Annotated in this window: 18 protein-coding genes and 1 pseudogene; 14 read left to right on the forward strand and 5 right to left on the reverse strand. The window is 69.7% G+C overall.

Annotated elements, in window-relative coordinates; genetic code table 11:
- Window positions 1-90: 90 nt before the first annotated feature.
- Together ACTWP9_RS08090 and ACTWP9_RS08095 are read right to left on the reverse strand one after the other, a co-directional pair.
- Window positions 91-924 carry a MerR family transcriptional regulator gene (locus ACTWP9_RS08090; RefSeq protein ID WP_443245579.1) on the reverse strand — a complete coding sequence of 278 codons (834 nt, stop codon included), beginning with the start codon at window positions 922-924 and terminating at the stop codon, window positions 91-93.
- Window positions 925-1,356: 432 nt separating this feature from the next.
- Window positions 1,357-1,704, reverse strand: a pseudogene (locus tag ACTWP9_RS08095) (ATP-binding cassette domain-containing protein); the annotation flags it as partial.
- Window positions 1,705-1,924: 220 nt separating this feature from the next.
- On the opposite strand from ACTWP9_RS08095, the gene ACTWP9_RS08100 reads away from it, so the two are divergent.
- From ACTWP9_RS08100 to ACTWP9_RS08120, 5 genes are all read left to right on the forward strand, one after another.
- Entirely contained in the window at window positions 1,925-2,533 is a 609-nt protein-coding gene (locus tag ACTWP9_RS08100; RefSeq protein ID WP_443245321.1) for a YdbC family protein, read from the forward strand.
- Between the two features lie 15 nt (window positions 2,534-2,548).
- Window positions 2,549-3,226 (forward strand): histidine phosphatase family protein, encoded by a 678-nt coding sequence (locus tag ACTWP9_RS08105; RefSeq protein ID WP_443245322.1) that lies wholly within the window; start codon window positions 2,549-2,551, stop codon window positions 3,224-3,226.
- Between the two features lie 12 nt (window positions 3,227-3,238).
- Window positions 3,239-4,411, forward strand: coding sequence for an ADP-ribosylglycohydrolase family protein (locus ACTWP9_RS08110; RefSeq protein WP_443245323.1), 1,173 nt, complete (start codon window positions 3,239-3,241; stop codon window positions 4,409-4,411).
- A gap of 164 nt (window positions 4,412-4,575) precedes the next feature.
- A complete protein-coding gene (locus ACTWP9_RS08115) occupies window positions 4,576-5,253 on the forward strand; it encodes a ribonuclease HII (RefSeq protein ID WP_443245324.1) in 678 nt (225 codons plus the stop codon).
- Window positions 5,254-5,648: 395 nt separating this feature from the next.
- Entirely contained in the window at window positions 5,649-5,984 is a 336-nt protein-coding gene (locus ACTWP9_RS08120) for a hypothetical protein (protein WP_443245325.1), read from the forward strand.
- A 353-nt stretch (window positions 5,985-6,337) separates the two neighbouring features.
- Here the strand turns inward: ACTWP9_RS08120 and ACTWP9_RS08125 are convergent, their stop codons facing one another.
- Window positions 6,338-8,530: a RecQ family ATP-dependent DNA helicase gene (locus tag ACTWP9_RS08125; RefSeq protein WP_443245326.1), complete on the reverse strand. Its 2,193-nt coding sequence runs from the start codon at window positions 8,528-8,530 to the stop codon at window positions 6,338-6,340.
- A 139-nt stretch (window positions 8,531-8,669) separates the two neighbouring features.
- On the opposite strand from ACTWP9_RS08125, the gene ACTWP9_RS08130 reads away from it, so the two are divergent.
- The 6 genes from ACTWP9_RS08130 to ACTWP9_RS08155 all read left to right on the forward strand — a co-directional run bounded on the left by ACTWP9_RS08130 (window position 8,670) and on the right by ACTWP9_RS08155 (window position 18,793).
- A complete protein-coding gene (locus tag ACTWP9_RS08130; RefSeq protein WP_443245327.1) occupies window positions 8,670-9,905 on the forward strand; it encodes a DUF4192 domain-containing protein in 1,236 nt (411 codons plus the stop codon).
- Between the two features lie 96 nt (window positions 9,906-10,001).
- Complete coding sequence (locus tag ACTWP9_RS08135) at window positions 10,002-10,757, forward strand: NUDIX hydrolase (RefSeq protein ID WP_443245328.1); 756 nt, start codon at window positions 10,002-10,004, stop codon at window positions 10,755-10,757.
- Between the two features lie 128 nt (window positions 10,758-10,885).
- On the forward strand, window positions 10,886-13,660 hold the full coding sequence (locus ACTWP9_RS08140) for an ABC transporter ATP-binding protein (protein WP_443245329.1): 2,775 nt from the start codon (window positions 10,886-10,888) through the stop codon (window positions 13,658-13,660).
- A 293-nt stretch (window positions 13,661-13,953) separates the two neighbouring features.
- Complete coding sequence (locus tag ACTWP9_RS08145; RefSeq protein WP_443245580.1) at window positions 13,954-14,991, forward strand: FadR/GntR family transcriptional regulator; 1,038 nt, start codon at window positions 13,954-13,956, stop codon at window positions 14,989-14,991.
- Window positions 14,992-16,014: 1,023 nt separating this feature from the next.
- Window positions 16,015-17,622 carry an RNA polymerase sigma factor gene (locus tag ACTWP9_RS08150; protein ID WP_443245330.1) on the forward strand — a complete coding sequence of 536 codons (1,608 nt, stop codon included), beginning with the start codon at window positions 16,015-16,017 and terminating at the stop codon, window positions 17,620-17,622.
- A gap of 253 nt (window positions 17,623-17,875) precedes the next feature.
- Window positions 17,876-18,793 (forward strand): S1 family peptidase, encoded by a 918-nt coding sequence (locus tag ACTWP9_RS08155; protein WP_443245331.1) that lies wholly within the window; start codon window positions 17,876-17,878, stop codon window positions 18,791-18,793.
- A gap of 361 nt (window positions 18,794-19,154) precedes the next feature.
- On the opposite strand, the gene ACTWP9_RS08160 is transcribed toward ACTWP9_RS08155, so the two are convergent.
- The gene (locus tag ACTWP9_RS08160; protein ID WP_443245332.1) at window positions 19,155-19,385 is read right to left on the reverse strand and encodes a DUF7455 domain-containing protein; all 231 of its coding nucleotides are present in this window, start codon (window positions 19,383-19,385) and stop codon (window positions 19,155-19,157) included.
- 557 nt (window positions 19,386-19,942) lie between these two features.
- Here ACTWP9_RS08160 and ACTWP9_RS08165 point away from each other — a divergent pair.
- From ACTWP9_RS08165 to ACTWP9_RS08175, 3 genes are all read left to right on the forward strand, one after another.
- Entirely contained in the window at window positions 19,943-22,066 is a 2,124-nt protein-coding gene (locus tag ACTWP9_RS08165; RefSeq protein ID WP_443245333.1) for a DNA gyrase/topoisomerase IV subunit B, read from the forward strand.
- A gap of 129 nt (window positions 22,067-22,195) precedes the next feature.
- Window positions 22,196-22,690 (forward strand): DUF485 domain-containing protein, encoded by a 495-nt coding sequence (locus ACTWP9_RS08170; RefSeq protein ID WP_443245334.1) that lies wholly within the window; start codon window positions 22,196-22,198, stop codon window positions 22,688-22,690.
- Window positions 22,687-24,381, forward strand: a complete 1,695-nt coding sequence (locus ACTWP9_RS08175) for a solute symporter family protein (RefSeq protein ID WP_443245335.1) — start codon at window positions 22,687-22,689, stop codon at window positions 24,379-24,381. The genes ACTWP9_RS08170 and ACTWP9_RS08175 overlap by 4 nt, the downstream gene beginning before the upstream one ends.
- Window positions 24,382-24,402: 21 nt before the next feature.
- Here ACTWP9_RS08175 and ACTWP9_RS08180 read toward each other — a convergent pair whose 3' ends face one another.
- Window positions 24,403-26,085, reverse strand: a complete 1,683-nt coding sequence (locus tag ACTWP9_RS08180) for an ATP-binding protein (protein WP_443245336.1) — start codon at window positions 26,083-26,085, stop codon at window positions 24,403-24,405.
- Window positions 26,086-26,104 lie beyond the last annotated feature (19 nt).

Consider the following 26,104-nt stretch of genomic DNA (forward strand, 5'->3'; position numbering starts at 1 on the left):
GACTTGCTCGGCGTCCACCTCAGCACCGCCGTCCGATGGGCGAACTCAGCACCGCCGTCCGATGGGGCGAACCCGTCAAGCGGGACCGGATCAGCTGCCTCGCGGCTCGCTCCGGCAACCGGTGTGTTCCTGCCGTGCTCCGGCCGCACCGCGCGTCGGGTCCACGCGCTCGAGCTTGGTCCAGCCGGTCCAGCCACGCTGCTTCAGCAGCTCGATCAGGCGACGGGCCGGCGGCGCGGTGTCGAAGGCCAGTGTGTCCATCAGCTTGACGAACGGTGGCTCGATATCGGCGTCGTCGACGTAGTCCTCGCCCCGCTCGTCGGCCATCTGCGAGATGTAGGCGGCCAACTTGGTGGCCAGCTCGATCAACCGTGGGTCGTCGTCGGGCCGGTCGAGAGCCTGGCCCAGGGTGAGATAGAAGTCGATGAGCTGCGGGTCGGCAAGCTGCTCCCGCTTGCGGGCCACCCACTCCTGGACGCGCTCGGGTGAGTGTGCTGCCAGCGGAATCCAGCCGTCGCGTTCGACGTGGACGATCCGCTCGTCGACCCCGAGCGCCCGCAGTCGGTCGAGGAAATCGACCACCTCCGGGGGCAGCGCCAGGTTGTCCCCGGCGGCGAGGCGGGCGATCCGTTCGCGGTGCCGCTGCCGCTCACGGATCTCCGCCCGCAGCCGCTTGTCGATGTCTGCGACCGCCGCGGCGAACTCCTCCTCGTCAGCCCGGAGCAGCTCCTGTACGCGCGCCAGCGGGACGCCGGCTTCGGCAAGGCTCCGGATCTTGATCAGCTCCACCACGGCGCCGGCGCCGTACCTCCGATAGCCGGAGTGGTCCCGCTCCGGCTCCGGCAGCAGGCCCTTGGCGTGATAGTGCCGCACCGCGCGCACCGTCACTCCGGCGTACGACGCCAGCTCGCCGATGGTCAGCATCGGGTCATTCTCCTGTTCGCGGTGCGGGTCCGGTAGCCGCCGCGACCAGAGGTAGCCGACCGATCCCATCACCACGCACCAGCCGACGGCCCAGAGCAGGTACGACCCATCCGGCGATCCGGTCGGCAGACCGCGGAAGGCGTCCTTGGCCGGTGTGAACGGCTGGTGCTCGGCGAACCATCGCGGCCTGGTGGGCATCGACTCGACCGGCACGAACCCTCTCCCCACGAACCCGCTCCCCACGAACGGCAGCAGAATGAAGATCATCGGCCAGCTGCTCGCGGTCTCCGGATTCGGACTGGGGGCCAGGAAGGCCATGGCCTCGTCGGCCACCAGTTCCCGCACGATCTTCCATAGGCCACGGCGACGTTGGGGGTCCACCCGGCCGGCGAAGCCGAGACCGGGGGAGGGGGCGAGACCGGTGGTCGGCTCGTCGAGGAAGATCAACCGCCGCCCCGCGACCAGGGGTATCGCCAGATCGAGACGCAGTTTCAGGCCGCCGGAGTACGTCTCGGCGCCCCGGTCCGCGGCATCGACCAGGTCGAACCGCGCCAGCAGTTGCTCAACCACCGTCTCCGATGCAGCGCCGGTCGAGGTGGCCGAGTCGGCCAACAGCCGCAGATTCTCCCGTCCGGTCAGCAACTCGTCCACGGCGGAGAACTGTCCTGTCACCCCGATCGACGCGCGCACCTGGTTCCCCTCGCGGCGTACGTCGTACCCGGCGACCCGGGCCTCACCGGCGTCCGTGTCCGCAGACAGCAATGTGGTCAACCGCCGCATACCGCCGCGGCGACCACCTCCGCGCAGCCGTCGCCGTCGGCCTCTGCCCCCGTGAAGGGAGGCGCATCAGAGGTGGTGAGGTGAGACAGGCCGGAGGTGGAGTACAGAGGCAGACCGGAAATGGGGCCAGAGGCGGACCGGGAGTGGGACACGTCAGTACGAGACGCAGGGTGCTCTCTCCCGGGGCGGGGGGTCGCTGGGATGGCCGTACGATAGCGCGGTGCTGGTCAAGTGGATGCGCTGCACCGTCATCGACCGTCCGGGGTTCGCACGGGCACAGCGGAAATGGGCCGGTCTGCTCGGCGAGCCCGGTTTCCGGGGGCAGGGCGGCGGGTGGAGTCGGTCCCGGGAAGGAGTCGTCCACCTCTTCGGCTTCTGGGAGAGCCGGGCCTTCTACGACTCCTTCATGGCGCGTTCGCACGACCGGCTGCACGCCGCCCAGCTCGGTACATACAAGGACATGCAGGTCAGGCTCTTCGAATACCGTTTCGATGTGAAGACCGGCTTCCGTCCCGTCTTCACGGACGCGGATCTGCTGCGCGTGGCCCACTGCCGGGTGCGACCCGACCGGATCGAGCACTACACGCTGATGCAGGAGAAGGTGTGGAACCCGGCCATGGCAGGCTCCCCGGGAATGCTGCGCGGCGTCTTCGCCCAGGCGAACACGGAGGACGAGTTCCTGGTCCTCTCGATGTGGGACTCCACCGCCGAGTACGGAAAGTATCGGGTTGAGCGTGTGGAGCGGCTGGCACTGCGAGCCCAGACCGGGGCTGACGTCTCCCACGTCACCGGAGACGTGATCGATCTGGAGCCCTCCTGGACCGTCTGACCTAGGGTGGGGCTCATGGCACGTCCTCGCCGTATCGTCCTGCTCCGCCACGGAGAGTCGGAGGGAAACGCCGACGACAGCATCTACGAGCGGGTGCCCGATCACGCACTGCCACTGACCGAGCGCGGGCTGCGCCAGGCTGAAGAGGCAGGCAAGCAGCTCCGTGAGGTCTTCGGCGAGGAACGCGTCTCCGCCTACGTATCGCCCTACCGTCGCACTCGCGAAACCCTCGCCGCGCTCGGCATCGGCCCCGCCCAGCTGCGGGTCCGCGAGGAGCCCAGGCTCCGCGAACAGGACTGGGGGAACTGGCAGGACCGGGAGGACGTGCGGCAGCAGAAGAAGTACCGCGACGCATATGGCCACTTCTTCTACCGCTTCGCCCAAGGCGAGTCCGGCGCCGACGTCTACGACCGTGTCGGCGCCTTCCTGGAGAGCCTGTGGCGCAGCTTCGAGGCGCCCGACAACCCGCCGAACGTACTGCTGGTCACGCACGGACTCACCATGCGGTTGTTCTGCATGCGCTGGTTCCATTGGACGGTGGAGGAGTTCGAATGCCTCTCCAACCCCGGCAACGGTGAGACCCGCGCCCTCCTTCTCGGACCCGAAGGCCGCTACCACCTCGACCGGCCGTTCGAACGCTGGCAGCCCCCTCGCCCCTATGGGAGTCCGCGCTCCTACGGGAGTCGCCGCTAACATCGTCGGGACATGAGTGCTCGATTCCCTGCCCCCGACCCTGCCCGCCGTGAGCGGGTCTCCCGTGCCCTCGCCAGCCTGCGCGGCCTGGCAGTGGGCGATGCCCTGGGCTCCCAGTTCTTCGTTCCCGCCAATCTCTCCTGCCTGCGCCGCCGGGAGCTGCCGCCCGGCCACTGGCAGTGGACCGACGACACCGAAATGGCCGCCTCCGTGGTGGCCGTCCTCGCGGCGCACGGTCATATCGACCAGGGCGCACTGGCCGCCTCCTTCTCCGAGCACCACGATTTCGACCGCGGCTACGGCCCCGCGGTGAACCGGATGCTGCGTCTCATCCGCCAGGAGGGTGGTGACTGGCGCGAGTTGGCCGCCTCCCTCTTCGAGGGGCAGGGCTCCTGGGGCAACGGCTGCGCCATGCGGGTGGCCCCGCTCGGCGCCTGGTTCGCCGGCGACCCCGAGCGCGCGGCTGCGGAGGCCGAACGCTCCGCCGAGGTCACCCACCGGCACCCCGAAGCCGTCGCCGGTACGCGCGCGGTTGCCGCAGCCGCAGCCCTCGTTGCCGGCGACCAGCAAGGCCGCCCCGAGGTGCCCGACCGCGTGGAAGAAGACGGGGATGGGGGCGCCGCCGCAGGCGCAGGCGTGGGCGCAGGGGTGGGCGTGGGCGCGGACGATGGTACGGACGGCGGCTCAGGCAAAGGCGAATGCGCAGGTGAGGACGAGGGCGGCAGGAGCGCGGGCGGCGGCGCGGGCCGGGGCCCCGGCGAGGCCGGAGGCGGGTCGACTGCGCCGCCGACCGCGTCGCACGCGTCGACCGCACCGCTCACCCCCGAGAGGCTCCTGGCCCGCGTCCAGGAACTCGTCCCGCGCAGCGCCGTCCAAGCGGGGCTGCGCCGTGCCGCCGATCTGCTCGACTACGCCGACGTCGGCACGGTCGCTGCGGTGCTCGGCTGCGGTCGGCGCACCAGCACGCAGGACACGGTGCCGTTCACGCTCTGGGCTGCTGCCCGGAATCTTGGCGACTTCCGCGCGGCGTTCTGGACCACTGCGAGCGCCGGCGGCGACGTGGACACCACCTGCGCCATTGTCGGCGGCATCGTGGCCGCGGCGGGACCCGCCTCGGCTCCGCCCGAGGAATGGCACGAACGCACCGAGGGATTTCCCGGCTGGCTGCTCGATGCCGTGCGCTGAGGATCTCGGAGCCGGAAGTCGCGAGTGTGCGCTCCATTTCGCGGACTCTCCGTTACCAATTCACCCCCTTCCGCGATCAACGGTGCCTTCTCCGGAGTCTTTCGCCGTCTTCGGCGGACTCCGCTGAACTCGCCGCCCCCGCAGCGGATACGCTAGTTATTGCCATGCCGTACGAGTCTCCAACCCATCGCGTCGAGCGTTCGCTCCGCGCCACCACCGGCGCCAAGATTGTCGCCGGAGTGGATGAGGTCGGCCGTGGAGCTTGGGCTGGACCCGTGACGGTCTGCGCCGCAATCACGGGCCTGCGTCGTCCTCCTGCCGGCCTTACCGACTCCAAACTCATCCCCGAGCCGCGCCGCAGCGAGCTCGCCGAAGAACTGACCAGTTGGGTCACCGCCTACTCTCTCGGTCACTCCACCCCGGAGGAGATCGACGAACACGGCATGACCGCCGCCCTCCGATTCGCCGCCGTCCGCGCCCTGGACGGCCTGCCCCAGCGCCCCGACGCCGTGATTCTGGACGGCAAGCACGACTACCTCGGAGCGCCCTGGCGCGTGCGTACCGTCATCAAGGGCGATCAGTCGTGCGTCGCCGTCGCGGCTGCTTCCGTCATCGCCAAGGTGCGTCGCGATGCCCTTATGGCCGAACTCGCCCCCGAACACGTCGAGTTCGCATTCGAGGACAACGCGGGGTACCCATCACCGGTGCACAAGGCGGCCTTGGAAAAGATCGGTCCCACCCCGCACCACCGGCTGTCCTGGGCATATATGGATGCCCTGACCCGCTGGAAGCACCTCAAGCGCATCCGGAGCGAGCCAACAGAGCAGATCGGCCTCTTCTGATCCGGAACGGTCGGACGGCACCGTCACGAAGTACCGGAACTCAGCCGCGGGAATACCCGCGTAACCCGTACCCGCTGACACGTCTGTTTCCGTCCTTTGATAGACAACACCTCATGCCTCTCACTCCCGAGGAGCCACAGATTTACGAGAGCGTCCCGGGTGCCCGCACATCAGCGGGAGCATCCCGAACTCCGCAGGCATCCCGCACCGCAGCCCCTATTCCCGGCCCTCGCCAAGCGCCGCGCCCCGCACCACCGCGCGCCGCCAGCAGAGGCCCCAACACTCCGGGCCGTCCCGGCGGCCCTCGCCAGTCGAACCCGCCGACTTCGGCGAAGCCGGCCTCCCCGGTCGCCACGGCCCGGATCCACCTCGTCGCCGCGACCGACACGACCGCGGTGGAGGTTGCCGACGAGACCGTTGACAAGCTCCTCGACGAAGGCCGGGCGCCCGGTGAGATCCTGCTTCTGACCACCGGTGGCCAGCACCCCTGGGCAGAGCATGAACTCTCCTTCGGTGAGGAGTCCTACTGGCGCCAACTCGCCGACGCCGAGGACGTCTTCTGTGCCCACGCCTCCGTCGTGGCCAGCACCACCCAGCGCCCCATCGTGCTGCTCGCCGTCAACGGCGGCACCGACTCGGAGGCGGCGGCAGCCCTTCCGGCGGCCCTGGGGAAGGCCACCGAGCAGCTCATTGTCTGCGGCGACCCCGAGCGCGTACGCGCCCTGCTCTGACCCGCGCCCCTCGCCGTGTCCGGCGCCGACGTGATCTGACGCTGACCTCGATGCGGCGCTGATCTCGATGGTGCGCCGGACTCGAAGGGCGAGGACCGCGTGGGGACGAGCAGTGTGAAGTTGAGCGGGGACGTGGTGCGCGCCCGGCCGCGAAGCCCGTGCGGGGACGAGGGGAGTGAGGCGGCGTGCGGACCGGTGACGGCGCACCCGACGCCGGTTCCGGAACCTGCAACGTCGAGGTCACGTCCTGAGCTGCAACGTGTCTCGGGCTGCAACGCGTCTCAAGTTGCAACGCCGCGTTCATTCCGAGCCGTTCGGGTATTGCGGCACCCCTGGCCGAGCACGCCTTACGGTCAATTCTGGGTTGCGAGAACCAATGGCAGCACCCCCTTCGCGCCGGCTTGGCGGAGCATCCGTGCGGCCACGGCGAGCGTCCACCCTGTATCGGTGTAGTCGTCCACCAGCAGGAGCTGGCCCTCCAGGAGGGGGAGGGACTCAGCCAGCTCCGGCGGGAGCGCCAGCGTCTCGTGGACAGCGCGCAGACGCTGTGCTCCGTTGCTGCGTGCCGCGTTCAGCACTCCGAACTCATCCGCGCATGTCACCGCTCCGAGCAGCGGGATGCGGCCGATATCGGAGATCCGTTCCGCGAATGACCGCACCAGTTGCGGACGGGTACGGGACTCGATTGCCACGATGCCCGCCGGCCGCTCGGATGCGTCCGGTGCCCCCGAGGTCCAGCCGCCGGGCCCTCTGGCCCAGTCCGAAAGAACGGTCACCGCACCGTGCAGCACATCTTCCGGAACCGGCCCGTCTCCTCCTTGAGCGGACAGCAACGGACGCAGCCGGTTCCCCCAGCCGATATCGGACAGCCGACCGAGGGCTCGCCCGGTCGATGCCTGTTGCTGCTCAGGAATCCGCCCCTTGAGGTCCAGGCCGACGGCCTGCATACCGGTGGGCCACATCTTCCGGGGCTCGATCCGCACCCCGGGCCTGCGCAGCTCACCGCGGGCTGCCACAACGAGGGACTCGTCCACATCCGGGCTGAATCTGCTGCCTGCGCAGTTGTCGCACCTGCCGCAAGGAGCCGCTGCCTCGTCGTCCAGCTCGCGCCGCAGATACTCCATCCGACACTCGCTCGTCTCGGCATAGTGGCGCATCGACCGCTGCTCGGCCTGGCGTTGTCGTTCGACCCACTCGTAGCGGTCGGCCTCGTAGTGCCACGGCCGGCCCGTGGCGGTCCAGCCGCCCTTGACCCGCTGCACCGCTCCGTCCACGTCGAGGACCTTCAGCATCATCTCCAGCCGGGAGCGGCGCAGCTCAACCCGGGGCTCCAAAGCGGGCAGCGACATCGGGCCGTTCGAGGCCGCCAGCACATCGAGGGTGCGCCGCACCTGTTCCTCCGGAGGAAAGGCCAGTGATGCGAAGTAGCGCCAGATCGCTTCGTCCTCCTGGCCGGGCAGCAGCAGCACCTCCGCATGGTCCACACCGCGGCCCGCCCGGCCGACCTGCTGGTAGTAGGCGATGGGGGAGGAGGGTGAGCCGAGGTGGACGACGAAGCCGAGATCTGGCTTGTCGAAGCCCATGCCGAGCGCCGATGTCGCTACCAGAGCCTTCACGCGGTTGGCGAGGAGGTCGGCTTCGGCAGCTTCACGGTCGGCATTCTCCGTTTTGCCCGTATAGGAGGTCACCTCGTGTCCGCACTGGCGGAGGAAGGCCGCGACCTCTGTGGCGGCTGCAACCGTGAGGGTGTAGATGATGCCTGAGCCAGGTAGGGATTTGAGGTGCTCTCCCAGCCAGGCGAGACGGTGCGAAGCATCCGGGAGCCGCAGGACATTGAGGCTCAGGCTCTCTCTGTCCAGGGATCCGCGCAGTACCAGCGCGGGGGCAGATCCTGCCTGGTTGCCACTGCCTTCTGTCGCACCTCCGGTGCCGAGCTGGTCAGCTACGTCGGCTGTGACACGCGCGTTGGCCGTGGCGGTGGTGGCCAGTACCGGGACGCCGGACGGCAGCTCCCCCAGCATGGTCCGCAGCCTCCGGTAGTCCGGGCGGAAGTCGTGGCCCCAGTCCGAAATGCAGTGTGCCTCGTCCACGACCAGCAGGCCCGTGGAGGCGGTGAGGCTGGGCAGGACGTGATCACGGAAATCCGGATTGTTGAGGCGCTCCGGACTGACCAGCAGCACGTCGACCTGTCCGGCGGTGACCTCTGCCTCGATGGCCCGCCACTCCTCCGGGTTCGCGGAATTGATCGTGCGGGCATTGATTCCCGCTCGCGCGGCGGCCTCGACCTGGTTACGCATCAGTGCCAGCAGCGGGGAGACGATCACCGTCGGCCCCGACCCACGCTTGCGTAGAAGAGCGGTCGCCACGAAGTAGACCGCCGACTTCCCCCAGCCGGTGCGCTGGACGACCAGTGCCCTTCTCCGCTCCGCGACCAGCGCCTCGATGGCTCGCCACTGATCGGCGCGCAGCCGGGCCGTACCCTCGCGGTCGCCGACGAGGCCGGCGAGCACCGAGTCGGCTTCTTGCCGCAGCTGTGTGTCACTCATGCGTCCATGCAACCCGATGTCTCCGACATCCGAGTACCCGGCCTGTGGAAAACCCGGGATTAATATGACAAACATAGGAGTCGGCTCGGCTGTGGATAACTGACGACCTCGATTTTGCGATGTGCGCGAACGTCGGGGCATGACACAGCACGACCGCGAACCTCGCGGCAACGAACCGACCTCTCCCTACCCCCAGGAGACAACCACCCCGCCGCAGGCAAGCGTCTCCCTGCGAGACCCCGCCGAACTCGCCGAGGCATTGCCCTATCTGCTCGGCTTCTATCCGGACGACTCCCTCGTCGTCGTAGCCCTCCACGGCGAGCGCGGACGCTTCGGTGGGCGCCTCAGGATCGGAATCCCCGAGACCGAGAGCAGCTGGCCGGCCTTCGCCCCGCAGATCGCCGAGTGTCTGGACTCCAGCTCACAAGCCCGGGGTGCCCGGCCCGACGGCGCCTTGATCTTCCTCTGCCAGGAACCTGGCGAAGGCCACACCGGCAGGGATGTCATGGAGCGGTTGCGCCCTCTCGTGCAAGAGTTGCGCCGCGCCTGCGGAAATCTGGAGATGCCTGTCTACGAGGCCCTGTGCCTCTCGGAAGGCAGGTACTACTCCTATGTCTGCCCCGATCCACGCTGCTGCCCGCCCGAGGGCGTTCCCCTGGCTGAGGCCAATACCTCGGCGATGGCCGTAGCAGCCGCGTATGCCGGTGTGCCGATGCACGGCTCACTGCGCGAGATGGAGAGGCGTCTTCTCCCGCTGGGACCGCCGTTCGCCGAGGAACAGACCCGGGTCCTGGACAGCGTCAGCGCGGAACTTACTCCACGCATGCTGTCCTCCAAAGGCCGGAAGCAGGTGCGGACCGACACCTTGGCCCTCATCGGTCGGCTGATGGAACGCTTCCAGCGGTGCTCCCCCACAGCGGCGACGAATGTCGGCCAGGACGCGCACGACGACGGACTGCTCAGCCACGACGAAGCTGCTTCAGCAATCCTCGGACTGCAGGACCGGGAGACCCGTGACGAGGCGGCCGAATGGATGGAGGGCGCGGATGTTGGTCCCGCCCTGCGGCTCTGGCGAGCACTGGCCCGGCGCTGTGCGGGCCCCTACATCGGGTACGCCGCGGCCCTGCTCACGCTGGCGGGCTGGGTCGCCTGGTCGGGGGGCGACGTTCCGACCGCCCGCGTCGCGCTCGGACTCGCTCTGCGAACCGACCCCGACTATCTCTTCGCCCAGCTCTTGCACCACGCCTGCAACGAAGGGCTCGATCCGAAGCTGGTGCGCCGCTGCTTGAGGAGCGGACCGGGATCGGAACAGGGCGACGGAGGGGACGAGCGGCCGAAGGGGACGGAGGGGACGGAGGGGGAGGCCCGGTCGTGAGTGCCTGTCCCACTGGCTCCGGACGAGGGTGAAGGAGGTGCGAGTGGTACCGCGGAACGGACTGTTTATCGTCAAGGAGACGACTATGATCACGCCATGCCCTATGACCCGTCGGCCTTCCCGCCCTTCGCTGTCACCGTCGACCTCGTGGTGCTCACCGTGCGCAAGGACGCGCTGTATGCCCTGGTCGTACGCCGCGGGGAGCCTCCGTATCAGGGCCGGTGGGCGCTGCCGGGCGGTTTCGTGCGAGGCGACGAGGATCTGGAGGCAGCAGCTGCACGCGAGCTCACCGAGGAGACCGGACTGCGCTCACAGGCCCTGGAGGACCAGGACGCAGGTGCACACCTGGAACAGCTCGCCACCTACGGCGCGCCCCAGCGGGATCCCAGAATGCGGGTGGTCAGCGTCGCGTACCTCGTCCTCGCACCGGACCTGCCCTCGCCCATCGCGGGCGGAGATGCGCGCAGTGCCCGATGGGCGCCGACAGACACGCTTCTCGGCGTGGGTGACGGGGCCGGATGGGAGGCTGAGCAGCAGGTGCCGCTCGCGTTCGACCACGATCAGATCCTGCAGGACGGGGTGGAACGAGCCCGATCCAAGATCGAATACTCCTCGCTCGCCACCGCCTTCTGTCCGCCCGAGTTCACGGTGGGGGAGTTGCGACGGGTCTACGAAGCCGTGTGGGGTGTGGCGCTCGATCCGCGGAATTTCCACCGCAAGGTGACGGGAACGCCCGGGTTTCTGGTGCCGACCGGTGGGACGACGACCCGTCAGGGCGGTCGGCCGGCACAGCTGTTCCGTGCTGGAGGGGCCACGCTGCTCAACCCGCCCATGCTGCGTCCAGAGGTCTGAGACCAGAAGGGCAGTCGTGCCCTGCTTCCGCGGCGGACAGCGGGGCTGGCCGAGCGGCTACCCGGAAAGTCGGAAATGCCACGTTATCTTGCAGAGGTGCGTCCGCCACGCGTTCTGCGGGAGAAGCGATGATTCAGGCCATCGGACTGACCAGTGCGGTCCGGCGCAAGCGCCTACCGCGTGTCGACGACCTCACTTTCGAGGCACGCTCCGGACAGGTCACCGTGTTGCTGGGCCCGGCTGGTTCGGGTAAGAGCGAGGCGTTGCGGCTGATGCTGCAACTCGTTCCGGGGCGGGGCGTGGCACTTTTCCGGGGGCGTCCGGTGCAGCGGATCCCCCACCCAGCCCGGGAGATCGGCGTTCTGCTCGGCGATGTACCCGGCCACCCGGCGCGCACGGCTCGGGGTCATCTGCGCATGCTGACCCCGGTGGCGGGGGTGCCGATCGAGCGGGCGGACGAGGTCCTGGACGTGGTCGGGCTCAGCGGGCTGGCGGACCAACGACTCGGTGACTTCTCGCTCGGGATGGACCGCAGGGTCGGGATGGCGGCGGCGCTGCTGGGGGACCCGCACACGCTGGTGCTGGACGAGCCGACCCGCGGGCTGTCGCCGCGGGAGGCCAGCTGGCTTCACGGCCTGCTGCGTGCATACGCGGAGCAGGGCGGATTGGTGCTCCTCACATCGCGGGATCCCAAAGAGGCAGCGCGGCTCGCAGACCGGGTGGTGTCGATCGACCGCGGTCGGCTGGTGGCCGATCAGAAGACGGCCGACTTTTCCCGGACCAGGCTCCGTCCCCGGGTGGCGATCAGGACACCGCACGCGGAACGGTTCGCGGCTGTGCTCGCGCAGGAGGCGCGGAGCGCTGAGCGGGCGGGCGGCGGAGGCGGGGCTTTCGAGGTGGTGTGCGAGGGAGGCAGCCGGGTCTCGGTCTACGGGAGCAACTGCGCCGCGGTGGGGGAGTCCGCCTACCGGCACGGGATTCTCGTGCACGAGCTGACGGAGGAGATCGGGGACGCCGGGGACAGCTCCCGGCCGGGGCCGCTGAACCGGGCGGACGGACGAACCTCCCGGCGGGAGGCGGAGGGCTCGGAGGGAGTTGCGACCGCCGGGAGCACAGGGGAAGAAGCGAAGGGGGCAGACGTGGGGGTCTGTTGTGTGGACGATGTGGATCAGGCGGAACGCGGGGATGCCGCAACGCGGGAGGGAAGGGGGGATGTCGCCGCATCCGGGCACGCTTCGGTTCCGGCGCCCGGCAGCTACCAGCCGGGAAGCAGCGCACCGGCGCGGAGCGGCGCATCCGCGGCAGAAGTGGAGCCGAAAGCCGGAACCGGCGCAGGCGCTGCTTCGGCATCCGATGCGGGTGGTGAGTGGGGCACCGAGGCGGGGCAGGGCAGGGCGGAAGCGCCCCCGGCCGTCGGGTGGCGGCCCGTGGAAGGGCAGGAGCCGACGGTGGAGGGCGGGCAGGTCCCGGAGGCGCTCGTGCCGGTGGGGCACGAGAAGTCGGGAACTGTGGCAGGGGGTTACTCCGGGGATCCGGTTGGCCAGTCACAGCGGTCGACGAATCACTCTTCCGGTGGGCCCGCACCGTTCGGCACGGACCCGGCTCCCGAGTCACCGGGCCCGAATGCGTCCCAGGTCTTTGGGGGCTCGGGCTCGGCCTCGGGTCCCGCGGCGGCTCCCGCCGTCGACGCGGCAGTGGCCAAGAGGGGGCCAGCTTCCGGCTCGCCCGTCTCCGGCTCGCCATCTTCGGCCTCTGCTGCCTCCGGTACCGCTGCTTCCGCCGCATCAGCTGCAGCGGCCGGGAGAAGCGCCGAGACGACCCAGGCCCAACCCCAACCTCAGGCCCAGTCCCAGGCCCGACCCCGGGACCGGCGCAGCCGCCAGGAGAGGGCTACCGCAACGGGCGGTTCGCCGTCTCGGGACACTGCCTCCGCCGCAGGCGCAGGCCCAGGCGGGGCCGGAAGTGCCAGGCGTAAGGCGGCGGGTCTGCTTCCGGAGTTTCCTGCGGTTCGCAGGCCAGGCCCTGTGGCCCCGCTCCGCTACGAACTGCTGCGGCTGTTCGGTGTTGGGACAACGTGGGTGCTGATCGTCCTGGCGCTGGTTTGCGGGCTGGGGATCTCTCTCGTGGTGGCCGGAACGGACGCAGGGGTCTCGGCCGGCGCTGCGACGGGGAGCGTGTCTGGTCTGAAGCTGCTCACCGGATGGCCGCCCGGGTCAACGTTCTTCGTGCCGCCGGCAGCAGTGGCGGCGGGTCTGGTGGGGGCCATGGCGTTCGGAGACGAGTTCAGGTATCCGGCGCTTGTACCGGCGCAAGTGCCGGTGCCGCGCAGACTCGGGCTGCTGGTGGCCAAGCTCGTGGTGACGGCCGGTACGGCAGTGGCCCTGTGTCTGGCAACCGCACTATGCAACGCGGCGGCGCTCACCCTGTTCTACGGGGCGGACAGTCTCGCCCTCTCGTTTTCCGACCACACATTCGACATCGCCAGTCTGACCAGCTTCTCCGTGCCCGGCGGGCCTGAGGCCGGGGGCATGGTGCCCTCGCTGGGGGTGCAAGTAATGGCGGTGCTTGCGCTCTGTGTCGGGTGTGCCTGGGCAGGGCTGTTGGCAGCCGGGGTGTTCCGGTCGACGGCGTTGGGTGTGGCTGCCGTTGTGGCTGTGCCTGCACTGGTGGCGCCCCTGGTACGGAAGGCTGCGTTGGGTGCCGGGGGTCAGTCGTTCGAGGGTCTGCCGGAGCGTCTGCGCTCGGTGCTGCTCTTTCCCTGGCCCTCGGCGGCGGATCAGTCGGGCGCCGTGGCGACGGGGATCGTGTCGCAACCCGTGGGCCGGGCCCTCGCGTTGTCGGTTACCGTCCTGTTCTGTGCGTACACCCTCATGTCCCTGCGCGGCCGGCCGAGACAGCGGTAGTCGGCGGGGAAGGCGGCAGGGGGCGACTACGGATGGCGGTGTAACGGGGATGCGTTGGGCTGTGCTAGGGCGGAATCTTCCTGAATCCGCCAGGTGTTCACATGCCTTCGGTGCCAATCCGGCACTCAGGGGCGGCAGATGGCTCTGACCACCAATGATGTGGTCCGTTCATTCCGATAAGGCGTCAATTGCAAGGAAGCCAGCGATCACCCTTTCGTGTGCTTTTCACCAAAGCCCTCAAGACCGCCCTGACCTCGGCCGACACAAGGGTCGTGACTACCCTTGCGCACTCCATGATGACCGCGGCTCGCCCCGTCGACACCGGCCTCGTAGGCCCGGGCGAGCTCGACCGCTACGCATACGCCGAGTCCACGGGAACGGCGCGTACCACAACCAACGCCTCGGCGTGGGAGGGTTCCGAGGCTGAGATGAACCGAGTGGGCCGACGTGCGTCCGGTAGCCGAGGCAGGGGCCTGCACGGCCAACTCGTCCAGCAGCTCGGCCAGATGATCGTTTCGGGGGACCTGGGCGCGGACCGCCCGCTCGTCCCCGAAGAGATCGGCCAGCGCTTCGAGGTCTCACGTACGGTCGTACGCGAGTCCTTGCGCGTCCTCGAGGCCAAGGGGCTCGTGAGCGCGCGCCCCAACGTCGGCACCCGGGTCAGGCCCGTCAGCGACTGGAACCTGCTCGACCCCGACATCATCGAATGGCGGGCCTTCGGGCCGCAGCGGGAGGGGCAGCGGCGCGAGCTGTGCGAGCTGCGCTGGGCCATCGAGCCCCTCGCCGCCCGCCTCGCCGCCGGACAGAGCCACGACGACGTGCACCAGCGCCTCGGCGACATGGTGGAGATCATGAGCCACGCGCACGCCCAGGGCGACACCCTCACGTTCTCGCGCGCCGACGCCGAGTTCCACGGGCTGATTCTCCAGGCCGCGGGCAACCGGATGCTGGAGCACCTCTCCGGCATCGTCTCCTCAGCCCTCCAGGTCTCGGGCGGGCCGACCGCCTGCTGTGAGCACCCCACGGAGAACGCCGTCGCGCACCACCGCCGGGTCGTCGACGCGCTCGTCGCGGGCGAGGCAGCCGTCGCCGAGGCCGCCATGCGCCAGGTGCTGAGCGGGCACGCCGAGTCGGTGGCCGCCGCGCAGCCTGCGCAGGGCGCACCTGCTCCGGCGGCTTCCGGTCAGCCCACTCAGGCGACGCCGCCCGCGCAGGCTGGGCAGCCGGGGACCCACGGAGTGCCCGCCGGGGCGGGTCAGCCGGGTCAGCCGGGCGGTGCCGGTACTGCCGGCGGGGCGGACCATGTGGTGCCCGCCCCACGCGAACACTGACCGGCGCGGGCGCGCTCAGGGTTCGGCCGGCTGCTTTAGGGCCGCCTCGCCGACGCTCGCTCTGTGGTTCGTGCCTGCGCGGTTCCGGGCGTTGTCTCCGGCAGCTTGTCCGCCCGGATGGGGCCGGGTTTCGGCGCGGACCGATGCGGACTCGGCGTGCAGGGGGCCGGACCGCACCCTAGGTCGGACCCGCACTTGCGGGATCGGCTCCCGACCGTGGGGCCGGGGCCCGCTTCGGCTCGCGCCCGGGGGCTCCGTGGTTCGTACGGCCGTGCTTCCGTCCTCCGGTGGCACGGCCGTACCTGCGAATCCGCCCCCGCGTCTCGTCGGCGGCTCGCGGGAGGTCGTGGTCCCTGTCTGCCCGGGTCCTTGCAACCCGGACAGGTGCCTGGTCCGGGATCGCGGCCGAGCCTTCCGCGGAGCATGCGTACCTCGGACCCGTACCTGAGCCGGCGACCTCGAGCCGCACCGGTGGGTGAGTCCCCTGCCCGATCGTGAGCCCCCTACCCGGTCCCCGCGCCCGGAGCTCAACACCCACCAGCCCCACGCCCGGGCCGGGGCCGCCGCTGAGCCCCACACCCCGAGTCAGGGTGGCCTGGATCCGCCCGAATCGCGGCCCGGATCCGCCCGAATCCGCACGCGCCCTCCGCAAGCCCTCGCCCGAGTCTGAGCGCAAGCCCGAGTCCAGCCCGAGTCTGCGCTCAAGTCCAAGCCAAAGCCCGAGCGAGAGTCCGAGAGTGCCCCGCTCACCCACATGAGGAGCCCGCGCTCACCCACACGGGCACCCGAATCATCCGGTTATCATCGCGAAGGAGCGGGTATGCGGTGTGACTCGGGCCACGTGAATTGGGCGTAACGCTTCCAGCTCCCATGCGATGACTCAAGAGGTGACAGCGGAGGAGGGAATACGGGCGCTCCGTCCGGGGCTCTTGTTCCTACCCGTTATTTCTCCACTGCTCCGCCCGCGCCGTCGGTTCATCCCCGCCGGCGGTCCGCCGTTTCCATCGTTCCGAGAGGTTGTTCGTGTCGGCCAGCACATCCCGTACTCTCCCCGCGGAGATCGCCGAATCCGAGTCCGTGATGGCGCTCATCGAGCGGGGGAAGGCTGAGGGGCAGATCGCCGGCGACGACGTACGTCGGGCCTTCGAGGCTGACCAGATTCCGCCAACCCAGTGGAAGAACGTTCTGCGCAGCCTCAACCAGATCCTCGACGAGGAGGGTGTGACGCTGATGGTGAGTGCAGCCGAGGCGCCCAAACGCACCCGTAAGAGCGTCGCAGCGAAGACCCAGGCCAAGCGCACCGCCACCAAGACGGTCGCCGCCAAGACCACCCAGGCCAAGAAGGCCGCTCCCGCGAGTGCGGCTCCCGCTGCCCCGGCCGCCCCCACCGCTTCCGCCACGGGTGCTGCTCCGGGGCAGGAGCCTGCCGGGGAGGAGGCCGCTCCCAAGCCCGCGAAGAAGGCCGCAGCCAAGAAGACCGCGGCGAAGAAGACCGCGGCCAAGAAGACGGCCGCGCCCAAGAAGACAGCAGCCAAGAAGTCTGTCGTCGACGAACTCCTCGAGGGCGACGAGGAGCTGGCGGAGGACATCGCCGCAAAGTCCGCGGGCAAGCCCGGCCCCGAGGAGGGCCCCGCGGCCGAGGTCAAGAACGAGAACGAGGGCTTCGTCATCTCCGACGATGACGAGGACGACGCGCCGGCCCAGCAGGTCGCCGCTGCTGGGGCGACGGCCGACCCGGTCAAGGATTACCTCAAGCAGATCGGCAAGGTCCCGCTCCTCAACGCGGAGCAGGAGGTCGAGCTGGCCAAGCGGATCGAGGCGGGCCTGTTCGCTGAGGACAAGCTGGCCGCCGAGGAGAAGCTGGCACCCAAGCTCCAGCGGGAGCTGGAGATCATCGCCGAGGACGGGCGCCGCGCCAAGAACCACCTGCTGGAGGCCAACCTCCGCCTCGTGGTCTCGCTGGCCAAGCGCTACACGGGCCGCGGCATGCTCTTCCTGGACCTGATCCAGGAGGGGAACCTCGGTCTGATCCGTGCAGTCGAGAAGTTCGACTACACGAAGGGCTACAAGTTCTCGACGTACGCGACATGGTGGATCCGCCAGGCCATCACCCGTGCCATGGCCGACCAGGCCCGCACCATCCGTATCCCGGTGCACATGGTCGAGGTCATCAACAAGCTCGCCCGTGTGCAGCGCCAGATGCTCCAGGACCTGGGCCGCGAGCCCACCCCGGAGGAGCTGGCCAAGGAGCTGGACATGACGCCCGAGAAGGTCGTCGAGGTCCAGAAGTACGGCCGGGAGCCGATCTCGCTGCACACTCCGCTGGGCGAGGACGGTGACAGCGAGTTCGGTGATCTGATCGAGGACTCCGAGGCGGTTGTCCCGGCGGACGCGGTCAGCTTCACGCTCCTCCAGGAGCAGCTGCACTCCGTGCTCGACACGCTCAGCGAGCGCGAGGCGGGCGTCGTCTCGATGCGTTTCGGACTGACTGACGGCCAGCCGAAGACGCTCGACGAGATCGGCAAGGTCTACGGCGTGACGCGTGAGCGCATCCGTCAGATCGAGTCGAAGACGATGTCCAAGCTGCGCCACCCCTCCCGCTCGCAGGTCCTGCGGGACTACCTGGACTGACCGGTACAGCAGCAGAGGCAGCACAGGCATACGCGGAGGCCGGTGAACCCGAACATGGGTTCACCGGCCTCCGCGGTGCTGTTTCAGCTGGGCCCTTGTTGCGGGACCGGGACGCGACACTCGCATGGGCCCCCGATGGCCGTTTCGGTGAACGATCTCCGGGCCGCATTCCGGGCGGCCCGGGATGCGGCCTGCGTGGACACGGAACACCCTGGGTAGTCACACAGTTCCGTACGGTCAGGAGGTCGGTCGCATGCTGTCGATGCGCTGTAAGCGAACACAGGCCAGCCGCACCCCGGGGCGCCCCGGAAATCGTCTTCTCGTCCTGGGGGCGGCGCTGATAGCGGCGTTGCTCGCACAGACGGCCCCACAGGCCGCCACGCAGAGCGCCGCGCACGACAGGGGTCCCGAAGACCGTGTCGTCGTCGGCGGAGGCGCTGTGAGCGCCGAGGCGCACCCGTGGGCCGTGGCGCTCTCCAGCCGTGTCCGGTTCGGCCCGCAGCGCTCGGGCCAGTTCTGCGGGGGTGCCATCGTCGGTACGCGTACGGCGATCACGGCTGCGCACTGCCTCAGCCGGGAGGTGCTGGGGGCCGATCCGTCCCAGGTCGACGACCTGCGGGTGATCACAGGGCGCGGGGATCTGACGAGTACGACGGGCAAGGAGATCGCCGTCGAGTCGACGAAGGTCAACCCCGGTTACGACTCAAGGAGCAACAAGGGCGATGTCGCCGTCCTGCGGCTGGCGTCCTCCGTGCCGCAGCAGTCCGTCATTCCGATGGCCCACCAGGGAGATTCGGCTTACCGGCCGGGCACTCCGGCCTCGGTCTACGGTTGGGGTGACACCACGGGGCGCGGGGATTACGCGACCACGCTGCACTCCGCGCGGGTGAAAGTGCTGCCGGACGCGAACTGCCGGCGCGCATTTCCGGGATCGGCGAACGGTACCTACGACCCGGCCACCATGATGTGCGCTGGGCTGAAGCATGGCGGCAAGGATGCCTGTCAGGGGGACAGCGGCGGCCCGCTGGTCGCCCAGGGCAAGCTCGTGGGCCTGGTCTCGTGGGGCATCGGCTGCGGCGAACCGGGCCGTCCGGGTGTCTATACGCGGATCTCCGCGGTCGAATCGGTGATCCGCGCCCAGGGAGCCGCCGCCGGGCCCGCAGGGAGCTGAGAGGGCTGCCGAGGGCGCTCCCAGGGCCGGGCGACGGTCCTGGTGGCTGAGCGGCGGGGCCCGGCACGCCACCAGCCGTGCCGGGCAACGCCATGGCGTTGCAGCAGCCGTGCCGACCGCAGTCGTGCCGGGCAACACCGTGCCGGCCAACGCCATGCCGGGTCCGCGTGCCGTGCTGGTCGGTGCGGGGCGGCGCGGACGCGGAGACGGTGAAGTGCCGGATGGGCCGGGAAGAATTCCGGATGGGCCGGGAAATGACGAGGGCGGGCGGTTCTCCCGATGTCGGGAGGACCGCCCGCCGGTTCCGGCCTGTGCCGGTATAGCTCGTCGGACGTGGACGCGAAGGCGTCGTATCAGCAGGTCATCGTTCGTCTTCGCCTGCGGTGGCGGGAGTCGCGGTGAGCTTCTCCGTCTCGTCCTGTATCTCCGCGGCGATCTTCTTGAGTTCTGGCTCGAACTTGCGGCCGTGGTGCGCGCAGAACAGCAGCTCTCCGCCGCTCGTAAGGACAACGCGCAGGTACGCCTGAGCGTTGCACCGGTCACAGCGGTCGGCTGCCGTCAGCGGAGTCGCGGGGGTCAGAACTGTAGTCACGTCGCCTCTTCTCTAGCTCGACGAGCTGTCGTACCAGGGTCAACATCCAACCAGGCCGAAAACGTTCCCGCACTGGCCTTCATTCCCGGACTTTTTTGTCCGGGAGGCCGGATTGTTGCCGGGTGGCGGCGAATGGGCCGTATTGCAGGGGTTGGGAGCTTTCCTTCGGTGGCCGTCGGTTGTGGTCCGTCGGTGTGTTCGGTCTTTTGTTGGATCTGTGACGGTGGGTGGTGGCGGGCTCTGCCAGTGGCGCTGGCAGGTCCTCGTCGTGCCGTTGTGTTGTCGTCCGACTCCGGGCCGTTCCAACCCTTCGTTGTGGAGGACGTGCCCGGAGCCTAAATGGTTCATGCCTGGATGGGAACGTGATGTGTGCGGCACCCGGACCCGTTATCGAACAGAATATCGAAGGTGAGCTAGCATGGCAGTTCTCCTGATCCGTCTCCTGGGTCGCACACTTCCGTCTCCGGGGTCGCGCACCACGTGCCGTCCTGGGCCTCGGTACCCTCTGACGCGGCAACCCAGCCGTCTCAAGCAGAATTCAGCGAGGAGCGAACCGCGTGACCGCCGATATGTCCGTGCCGTCCACCGCACTGCTGACCGGGGCAGACCGCGAGGGCGGTTCCAATTACACCGCGCGGCATCTGCTCGTCCTGGAAGGGCTGGAGGCTGTCCGCAAGCGGCCGGGCATGTACATCGGCTCGACCGACAGCCGCGGCCTGATGCACTGCCTCTGGGAGATTATCGACAACTCGGTTGACGAAGCCCTGGGCGGGTACTGCGACCGGATCGAGGTCACCCTGCACGAGGACGGCTCGGTCGAGGTCAGCGACAACGGCCGGGGCATCCCGGTCGACGTGGAGCCCAAGACGGGGCTCTCCGGTGTCGAGGTCGTGATGACCAAACTGCACGCCGGCGGCAAGTTCGGTGGCGGCGCCTATGCGGCCTCCGGTGGTCTGCACGGTGTGGGTGCCTCTGTCGTCAACGCGCTCTCCTCCCGGCTGGACGTCGAGGTCGACCTCCACAGCAGGACCCACAGCATCAGCTTCCGCCGCGGTGTGCCCGGCATCTTCACCGAGTCCGGCCCCGACGCACCGTTCGACCCCTCCAGTGGGCTGCTCAAGGGCAAGAAGATCCCCAAGAACCGCACGGGCACTCGGGTGCGTTACTGGGCGGACCGGCAGATCTTCCTCAAGGACGCCAAGCTCTCCCTGGAGACGCTGCACGCGCGTGCCCGCCAGACGGCGTTCCTGGTACCCGGGCTGACGATCGTCGTACGGGACGAGCGGGGGCTGGAGGAGGAGGGCGTCGCCGAGGAGACGTTCCATTACGACGGTGGCATCAGTGAGTTCTGTGAGTACCTCGCGCAGGACAAGGCAGTGTGCGACGTACTGCGGCTCCAGGGGCAGGGCACCTTCAAGGAGACGGTGCCGGTGCTGGATGACCTGGGTCACATGATTCCCACCGAGGTGCAGCGGGAGCTGGGTGTGGACATCGCGCTGCGCTGGGGCACCGGGTACGACTCGATGCTGAAGTCGTTCGTGAACATCATCGCCACGCCCAAGGGCGGTACGCATGTCGCGGGTTTCGAGCGCTCGGTCACCAAGACGGTCAACGAGGCACTGCGAACGCACCGGTTGCTGAAGGTCGCCGACGACGACGTCGTCAAGGACGACGCTCTTGAGGGGCTGACCGCGGTGGTGACGGTGCGGTTGGCCGAGCCGCAGTTCGAGGGGCAGACCAAGGAGGTGCTGGGTACCTCGGCAGCCTCGCGCATTGTCGCGCAGGTCGTGGCCAAGGAGCTGAAGGCATTTCTGACCTCCTCCAAGCGGGATGCCAAGGCGCAGGCCCGTGCCGTGCTGGAGAAGGTTGCCGCCGCGGCCCGTACGCGTATCGCTGCGCGGCAGCACAAGGAGGCGCAGCGCAGGAAGACGGCGCTGGAGTCCTCGGCGCTGCCGGCGAAGCTGGCCGACTGCCGTGCCGATGACATCGACCGCACCGAGTTGTTCATCGTGGAGGGTGACTCCGCGCTCGGTACCGCCAAGGTGGCGCGGAACTCCGAGTTCCAGGCGCTGCTGCCGATTCGCGGCAAGATCCTCAACGTGCAGAAGTCGTCCGTCTCGGACATGCTCAAGAACGCCGAGTGCGGGGCGATCATCCAGGTCATAGGAGCCGGGTCCGGGCGGACCTTCGACATCGACCAGGCCCGCTACGGCAAGGTCATCTTCCTCGCCGACGCGGACGTGGACGGGGCGCATATCCGCTGTCTGCTGCTGACGCTCTTCCAGCGTTATATGCGGCCGATGGTGGAGGAGGGCCGGGTCTTCTCCGCGGTGCCGCCGCTGCACCGGATCGAGCTGATCAACCCGAAGAAGGGGCAGGACAAGTACCTGTACACCTACTCGGACAACGAGCTGCGCCAGACGCTGCTGGAGCTGGAGAGGAAGAAGGTCCGCTACAAGGAGTCCATCCAGCGCTACAAGGGCCTGGGTGAGATGGACGCCGACCAGCTTGCCGAGACCACCATGGACCCGCGGCACCGCACCCTGCGCCGCATCAACATCAGCGACCTGGAGGCAGCGGAGCAGGCGTTCGACTTGCTGATGGGCAGCGAGGTGGCCCCGCGCAGGGAGTTCATCAGCTCCTCCGCCGCGACGCTGGACCGCTCCCGCATCGACGTCTGAGCGACCTCGGGGTCTGATCAACGTCCGCGCCCATCCCGTCCTTTCGCCCTCCGACCGGGCCTTCACCTGAAGGGGTGAAGGGGCGGGATTGCGCCAAAAGTGATCTCGAGCCTGCGCCCATCCTGGGGCATGCGCATCGACGATCCCTGGTACGACGACCGGTACGACGCCCTGGCCACGGGCGGACCCGAGCCCCACCGCATCCCTCCGGGCCCGCCGCTCAGACAGCGGCGGCCGGTGACGTCCGAGGCGTACGACGCGTATGCGGTCGTCCAGCGCAGCGCCGACTTCCAGCAGGTCCGGCGCCGCCACCGGCACTTCGTGCTGCCCGTCAGTGCGGCGTTCCTGCTGTGGTATCTCGGCTATCTGGTGCTCGCCGTCAGTGCGCCCGGGCTGATGGCGAGACCCGTGGCCGGCGTGCTGAACGTGGGTATGGCAGCCGGGCTCGGGCAGTTCGCCACCACGTTCCTGCTGACCTGGCTGTACGCGCGCCATGCCCGGCGGCGCAGGGACCGGTCGGCGCTCGAACTGCGCTGGCAGACCCAGGAGATGACCCGCGGGACGGTGTCCGTGGACCTGGACCATGGGACGGCGTCCGCCGCGGCCGCGGAGGTCGCGCGGTGAGCGGCGGTCATCAGAGGCTGACCCTGCTGCTGTTCGGCGCCGTCGTCGTCGCCACGCTGGCCATCACCCGCCGGGCGGGCAGCAGACGCCAGGGCTCCCCGGAGGAGTTCTACGCGGGCGGCAGACTCTTCACCCCCATGGAGAATGGTTTCGCCATCGCGGGTGACTACATGTCCGCCGCCTCCTTCCTCGGTGCAGCAGGACTGATCGCGCTCTACGGTTACGACGGGATGCTCTACTCCGTGGGCTTCCTGTTGGCATGGCTGCTCGTCCTGCTGCTGGTGGCCGAAATGGTGCGCAACTGCGGGCGCTTCACCCTCGCCGATGTCGTCGCCGTACGGATGCGGGAGCGCCCGGTGCGGATCGCGCTGGGGTGCTCGTCAGTGACCGTCTCGGTGCTGTATCTGGTGGCCCAACTGGTCGGGGCCGGCAGCCTGGTGGCGCTCCTGCTGGGCGACCACGGGGCAACGGTGCGCATCTGGGCGGTGCTGGGGGTGGGGGCGCTCATGGTCTTCTACGTCGTCTGCGGTGGGATGCGGGCGACGACCTGGATCCAGATCGTCAAGGCGCTGCTGCTGATGGGCGGCGCGCTGGCGCTCAGCGTGCTGGTGCTGCTGCGCTTCGGTGGCGACCTGGCCGGGCTGCTGACCAGCGCGGCCGAAAACAGCGGCCACGGCAAGCACTTCCTCGCCCCCGGCCTGCGCTACGGCGGCGCCGGCTGGACCTCCCGGCTCGACTTCCTCAGCATCGGTCTGGCGCTGGTGCTCGGTACGGCCGGACTGCCGCACATCCTGGCGCGCTTCTGCACCGTGCCGACCGCGCGTGCCGCCCGTCGCTCGGTCGTGTGGGCGATCGGGCTCATCGGCGGCTTCTATCTGATGACCACCGTCCTCGGCACCGGTGCGGCAGCGCTGCTGGGCAGCGACGCCGTACGCAGGTCGAGCCCCTCCGGGAACGCGGCCGTTCCGCTGCTGGCGGCCGAGTTGGGCGGTGGCGCGGATTCCACCGGGGGAGCCGCGCTGGCCGCGCTGGTCGCCGCCATCGCCTTCGCCACCATCCTGGCCGTGGTCGCGGGCATCACCCTCGCAGCCTCGGCTGCTGTGGCACATGACCTGTATGCGTCGCTGGCGCGGAGAGAGCGGCCCGAAGGAGGGCCACGCAAGGGCGAATGGCGGCGCGAGGGCGGATGGCGGCGTCCTGGCGGGTGGGAGCCGCCCGCGGGCCAGGGGCGGCAGCGGTGGGGCCGTATGGGCGAGGTCGCCGTGGCACGCGTGGCCGCCGTCGTCGTCGGGGCTGTCGCCGTAGGGCTGAGCCTGCTCGCGCGAGAGCTGAACGTGGCGTTCCTGGTGGGCCTTGCTTTCGCCGTAGCCGCCTCGGCCAATCTGCCCGTGCTGCTGTACGCCCTCTTCTGGCGGGGCTTCACCGCGCGGGGCGCCGTCTGGTCGGTCTACAGCGGGCTGGTTTCCGCGGTGGTGCTGGTGGTGCTCTCACCGGTCGTCTCGGGCGGCCCGCAGGCGCTGTTCCCCGGCCGGGACTTCGCGTACTTCCCGCTGGAGAACCCCGCGCTCGTCTCCATTCCGCTGGGCTTCCTCGCGGGCTGGCTGGGCACGCTCCTGTCCCGTGAAGCCCCCGACGCGGCCAGGCACGCCGAGACGGAGGTGCGCTCCCTCACGGGCGCCGGCGCGGTCTGAGACGCGGGCCGGCGGGCAACCTCACTGGCGCTGGGTGACATCCGCGGGGCCGCGTTCCGGGTGGAGGGCTTCCGGGAGGACGACGGTGAACTCCGCGCCGCCGTCCGGGCCCTGGCCCACCCGCGCGGTGCCGCCATGGCGCTCCGCGAGCCGTCGTACGAGCGCGAGGCCGAGCCCGCGGCGGCCGTGTGCCGGTGGTTCCTTGGTGGACCAGCCCTCCGTGAAGACGGCTTCACGGTGCTCTGCGGGGACACCGGGGCCGCTGTCGCTCACCCGCAGGCTGAGCCCGGTCTGCCGGGCACCGGAGTCGGGGACGAGCGTCACCGTCACCCGGGCGCCGGGCGAACCGGCCGCGGCGTCCAAGGCGTTGTCGACCAGGTTGCCCAGCACGGTCGCCAGCTCCGGCGGGTCCACCAGACGGTCGGGCAGCAGCGTGCCCGGCGCGATGCGCAGGGCGACCGAGCGCTCGGCGGCCACCGTGGCCTTGCCGACCAGCAGTGCGGCGAGCAGCGGGTCGCGTATGTGCTCGGAGATCTCCTCGGCCGTCGCCCGGTGCACCCCGACGGCCTCGCTCAGATAGACCACCGCGTCCTCGACCATGCCCAGTTGCAGCAGTCCGAGCAGGATGTGCATCCGGTTGGCGTGTTCGTGGTCCTGGGCGCGCAGGGCATCGATCAGCCCCTGGGAGCCGTCGAGTTCCCGGCCGAGGAGCTCCAGTTCGGTCCGGTCGCGCAGGGTGGCGACGGCGCCGCCGTCGTCGGTGGGCATCCGGTTGGCGACCAGCACCCGGCCGCCGCTGACGGTCAGCAGATCGGATCCCGGTACCTCGCCGGCCAGCACTTTGGCCGTACGCCCGGGGCCCAGAGCCTCCTGCGGGGACAGCCCGATGTGCTGCTCGTCCAGGTCGAGCAGCCGCTGCGCCTCGTCGTTCGCCAGCCGGATCCGCCCCGTGGAGTCCAGTGCGACGACGCCCTCGCGGATGCCGTGCAGGACCGCCTCCCGTTCGGCCAGCAGCGCGGTGATGTCGGAGAACGCCAGGTCATGGGTGCGCTTCTGGAGCCTGCGGAAGACCAGTAGCGCGGCGAGCGCGCCCACCCCGAGCGCCCCGCCCGCGTACGCGAGCAGTCCAGGTACGGCCCTGGTGAAGCGGGCGCGCACGCTGTCGTAGGCGATACCGACCGAGACGGCTCCCACGACCTTCCCCTGCTCGTCCCGCAACGGCACTTTGCCCCGCGCCGATCTGCCCAGGGTGCCCTCGTCGATGTGGTGCACCTCCCGGCCGGCCAGCGCGGGCCCCGGGTCGGTGGAGACCCGGTGGCCGATGCGGTCGGGCTCCGCGTGCGACCAGCGGATGCCGCGGGTGTCCAGCACCACGATGTAGCTGGCGCCGGTGGCGTGCCGGATGCGCTCGGCGCGCCGCTGGACGGGTCCGTTGCGGGAGGGGCCTGCGCCGTCGGTCAGCAGGTCGTCCAGGCCGGGTTCGGCCGCCGTCGCCTGGGCGATGGCCAGCGCCCGACGGGACGCCTGGTCGTCGAGCTGGTTGCTGAACGGCGCCAGGAACAGCCCGGTCGCCACGGCGGTCACCCCGGTGACGACCGCCAGCTGCATGAGCAGCACCTGGGACGACACGCGCTGCGGCCAGCCGGGGATACGCAGCTGCCGGGGACGGCGGCGGGCGCGTTGGTGAAGGCGTACGCGGGCCATGCGGCGGAACGGTATCCGC

This window comes from Streptomyces sp. 3N207 (assembly GCF_052246355.1).
In the GTDB taxonomy this organism is placed as follows: Bacteria; Actinomycetota; Actinomycetes; order Streptomycetales; family Streptomycetaceae; genus Streptomyces.

Excerpts from the sequence above, each read along its gene's own strand:
- ACTWP9_RS08090 (WP_443245579.1), bottom strand. The coding sequence starts at position 924 with ATGCTGACCATCGGCGAGCTGGCGTCGTACGCCGGAGTGACGGTGCGC.
- ACTWP9_RS08105 (WP_443245322.1), top strand. The coding sequence starts at position 2,549 with ATGGCACGTCCTCGCCGTATCGTCCTGCTCCGCCACGGAGAGTCGGAG.
- ACTWP9_RS08110 (WP_443245323.1), top strand. The coding sequence starts at position 3,239 with ATGAGTGCTCGATTCCCTGCCCCCGACCCTGCCCGCCGTGAGCGGGTC.
- ACTWP9_RS08115 (WP_443245324.1), top strand. The coding sequence starts at position 4,576 with ATGCCGTACGAGTCTCCAACCCATCGCGTCGAGCGTTCGCTCCGCGCC.
- ACTWP9_RS08125 (WP_443245326.1), bottom strand. The coding sequence starts at position 8,530 with ATGAGTGACACACAGCTGCGGCAAGAAGCCGACTCGGTGCTCGCCGGC.
- ACTWP9_RS08130 (WP_443245327.1), top strand. The coding sequence starts at position 8,670 with ATGACACAGCACGACCGCGAACCTCGCGGCAACGAACCGACCTCTCCC.
- ACTWP9_RS08135 (WP_443245328.1), top strand. The coding sequence starts at position 10,002 with ATGCCCTATGACCCGTCGGCCTTCCCGCCCTTCGCTGTCACCGTCGAC.
- ACTWP9_RS08140 (WP_443245329.1), top strand. The coding sequence starts at position 10,886 with ATGATTCAGGCCATCGGACTGACCAGTGCGGTCCGGCGCAAGCGCCTA.
- ACTWP9_RS08145 (WP_443245580.1), top strand. The coding sequence starts at position 13,954 with ATGATGACCGCGGCTCGCCCCGTCGACACCGGCCTCGTAGGCCCGGGC.
- ACTWP9_RS08155 (WP_443245331.1), top strand. The coding sequence starts at position 17,876 with ATGCTGTCGATGCGCTGTAAGCGAACACAGGCCAGCCGCACCCCGGGG.
- ACTWP9_RS08170 (WP_443245334.1), top strand. The coding sequence starts at position 22,196 with ATGCGCATCGACGATCCCTGGTACGACGACCGGTACGACGCCCTGGCC.
- ACTWP9_RS08180 (WP_443245336.1), bottom strand. The coding sequence starts at position 26,085 with ATGGCCCGCGTACGCCTTCACCAACGCGCCCGCCGCCGTCCCCGGCAG.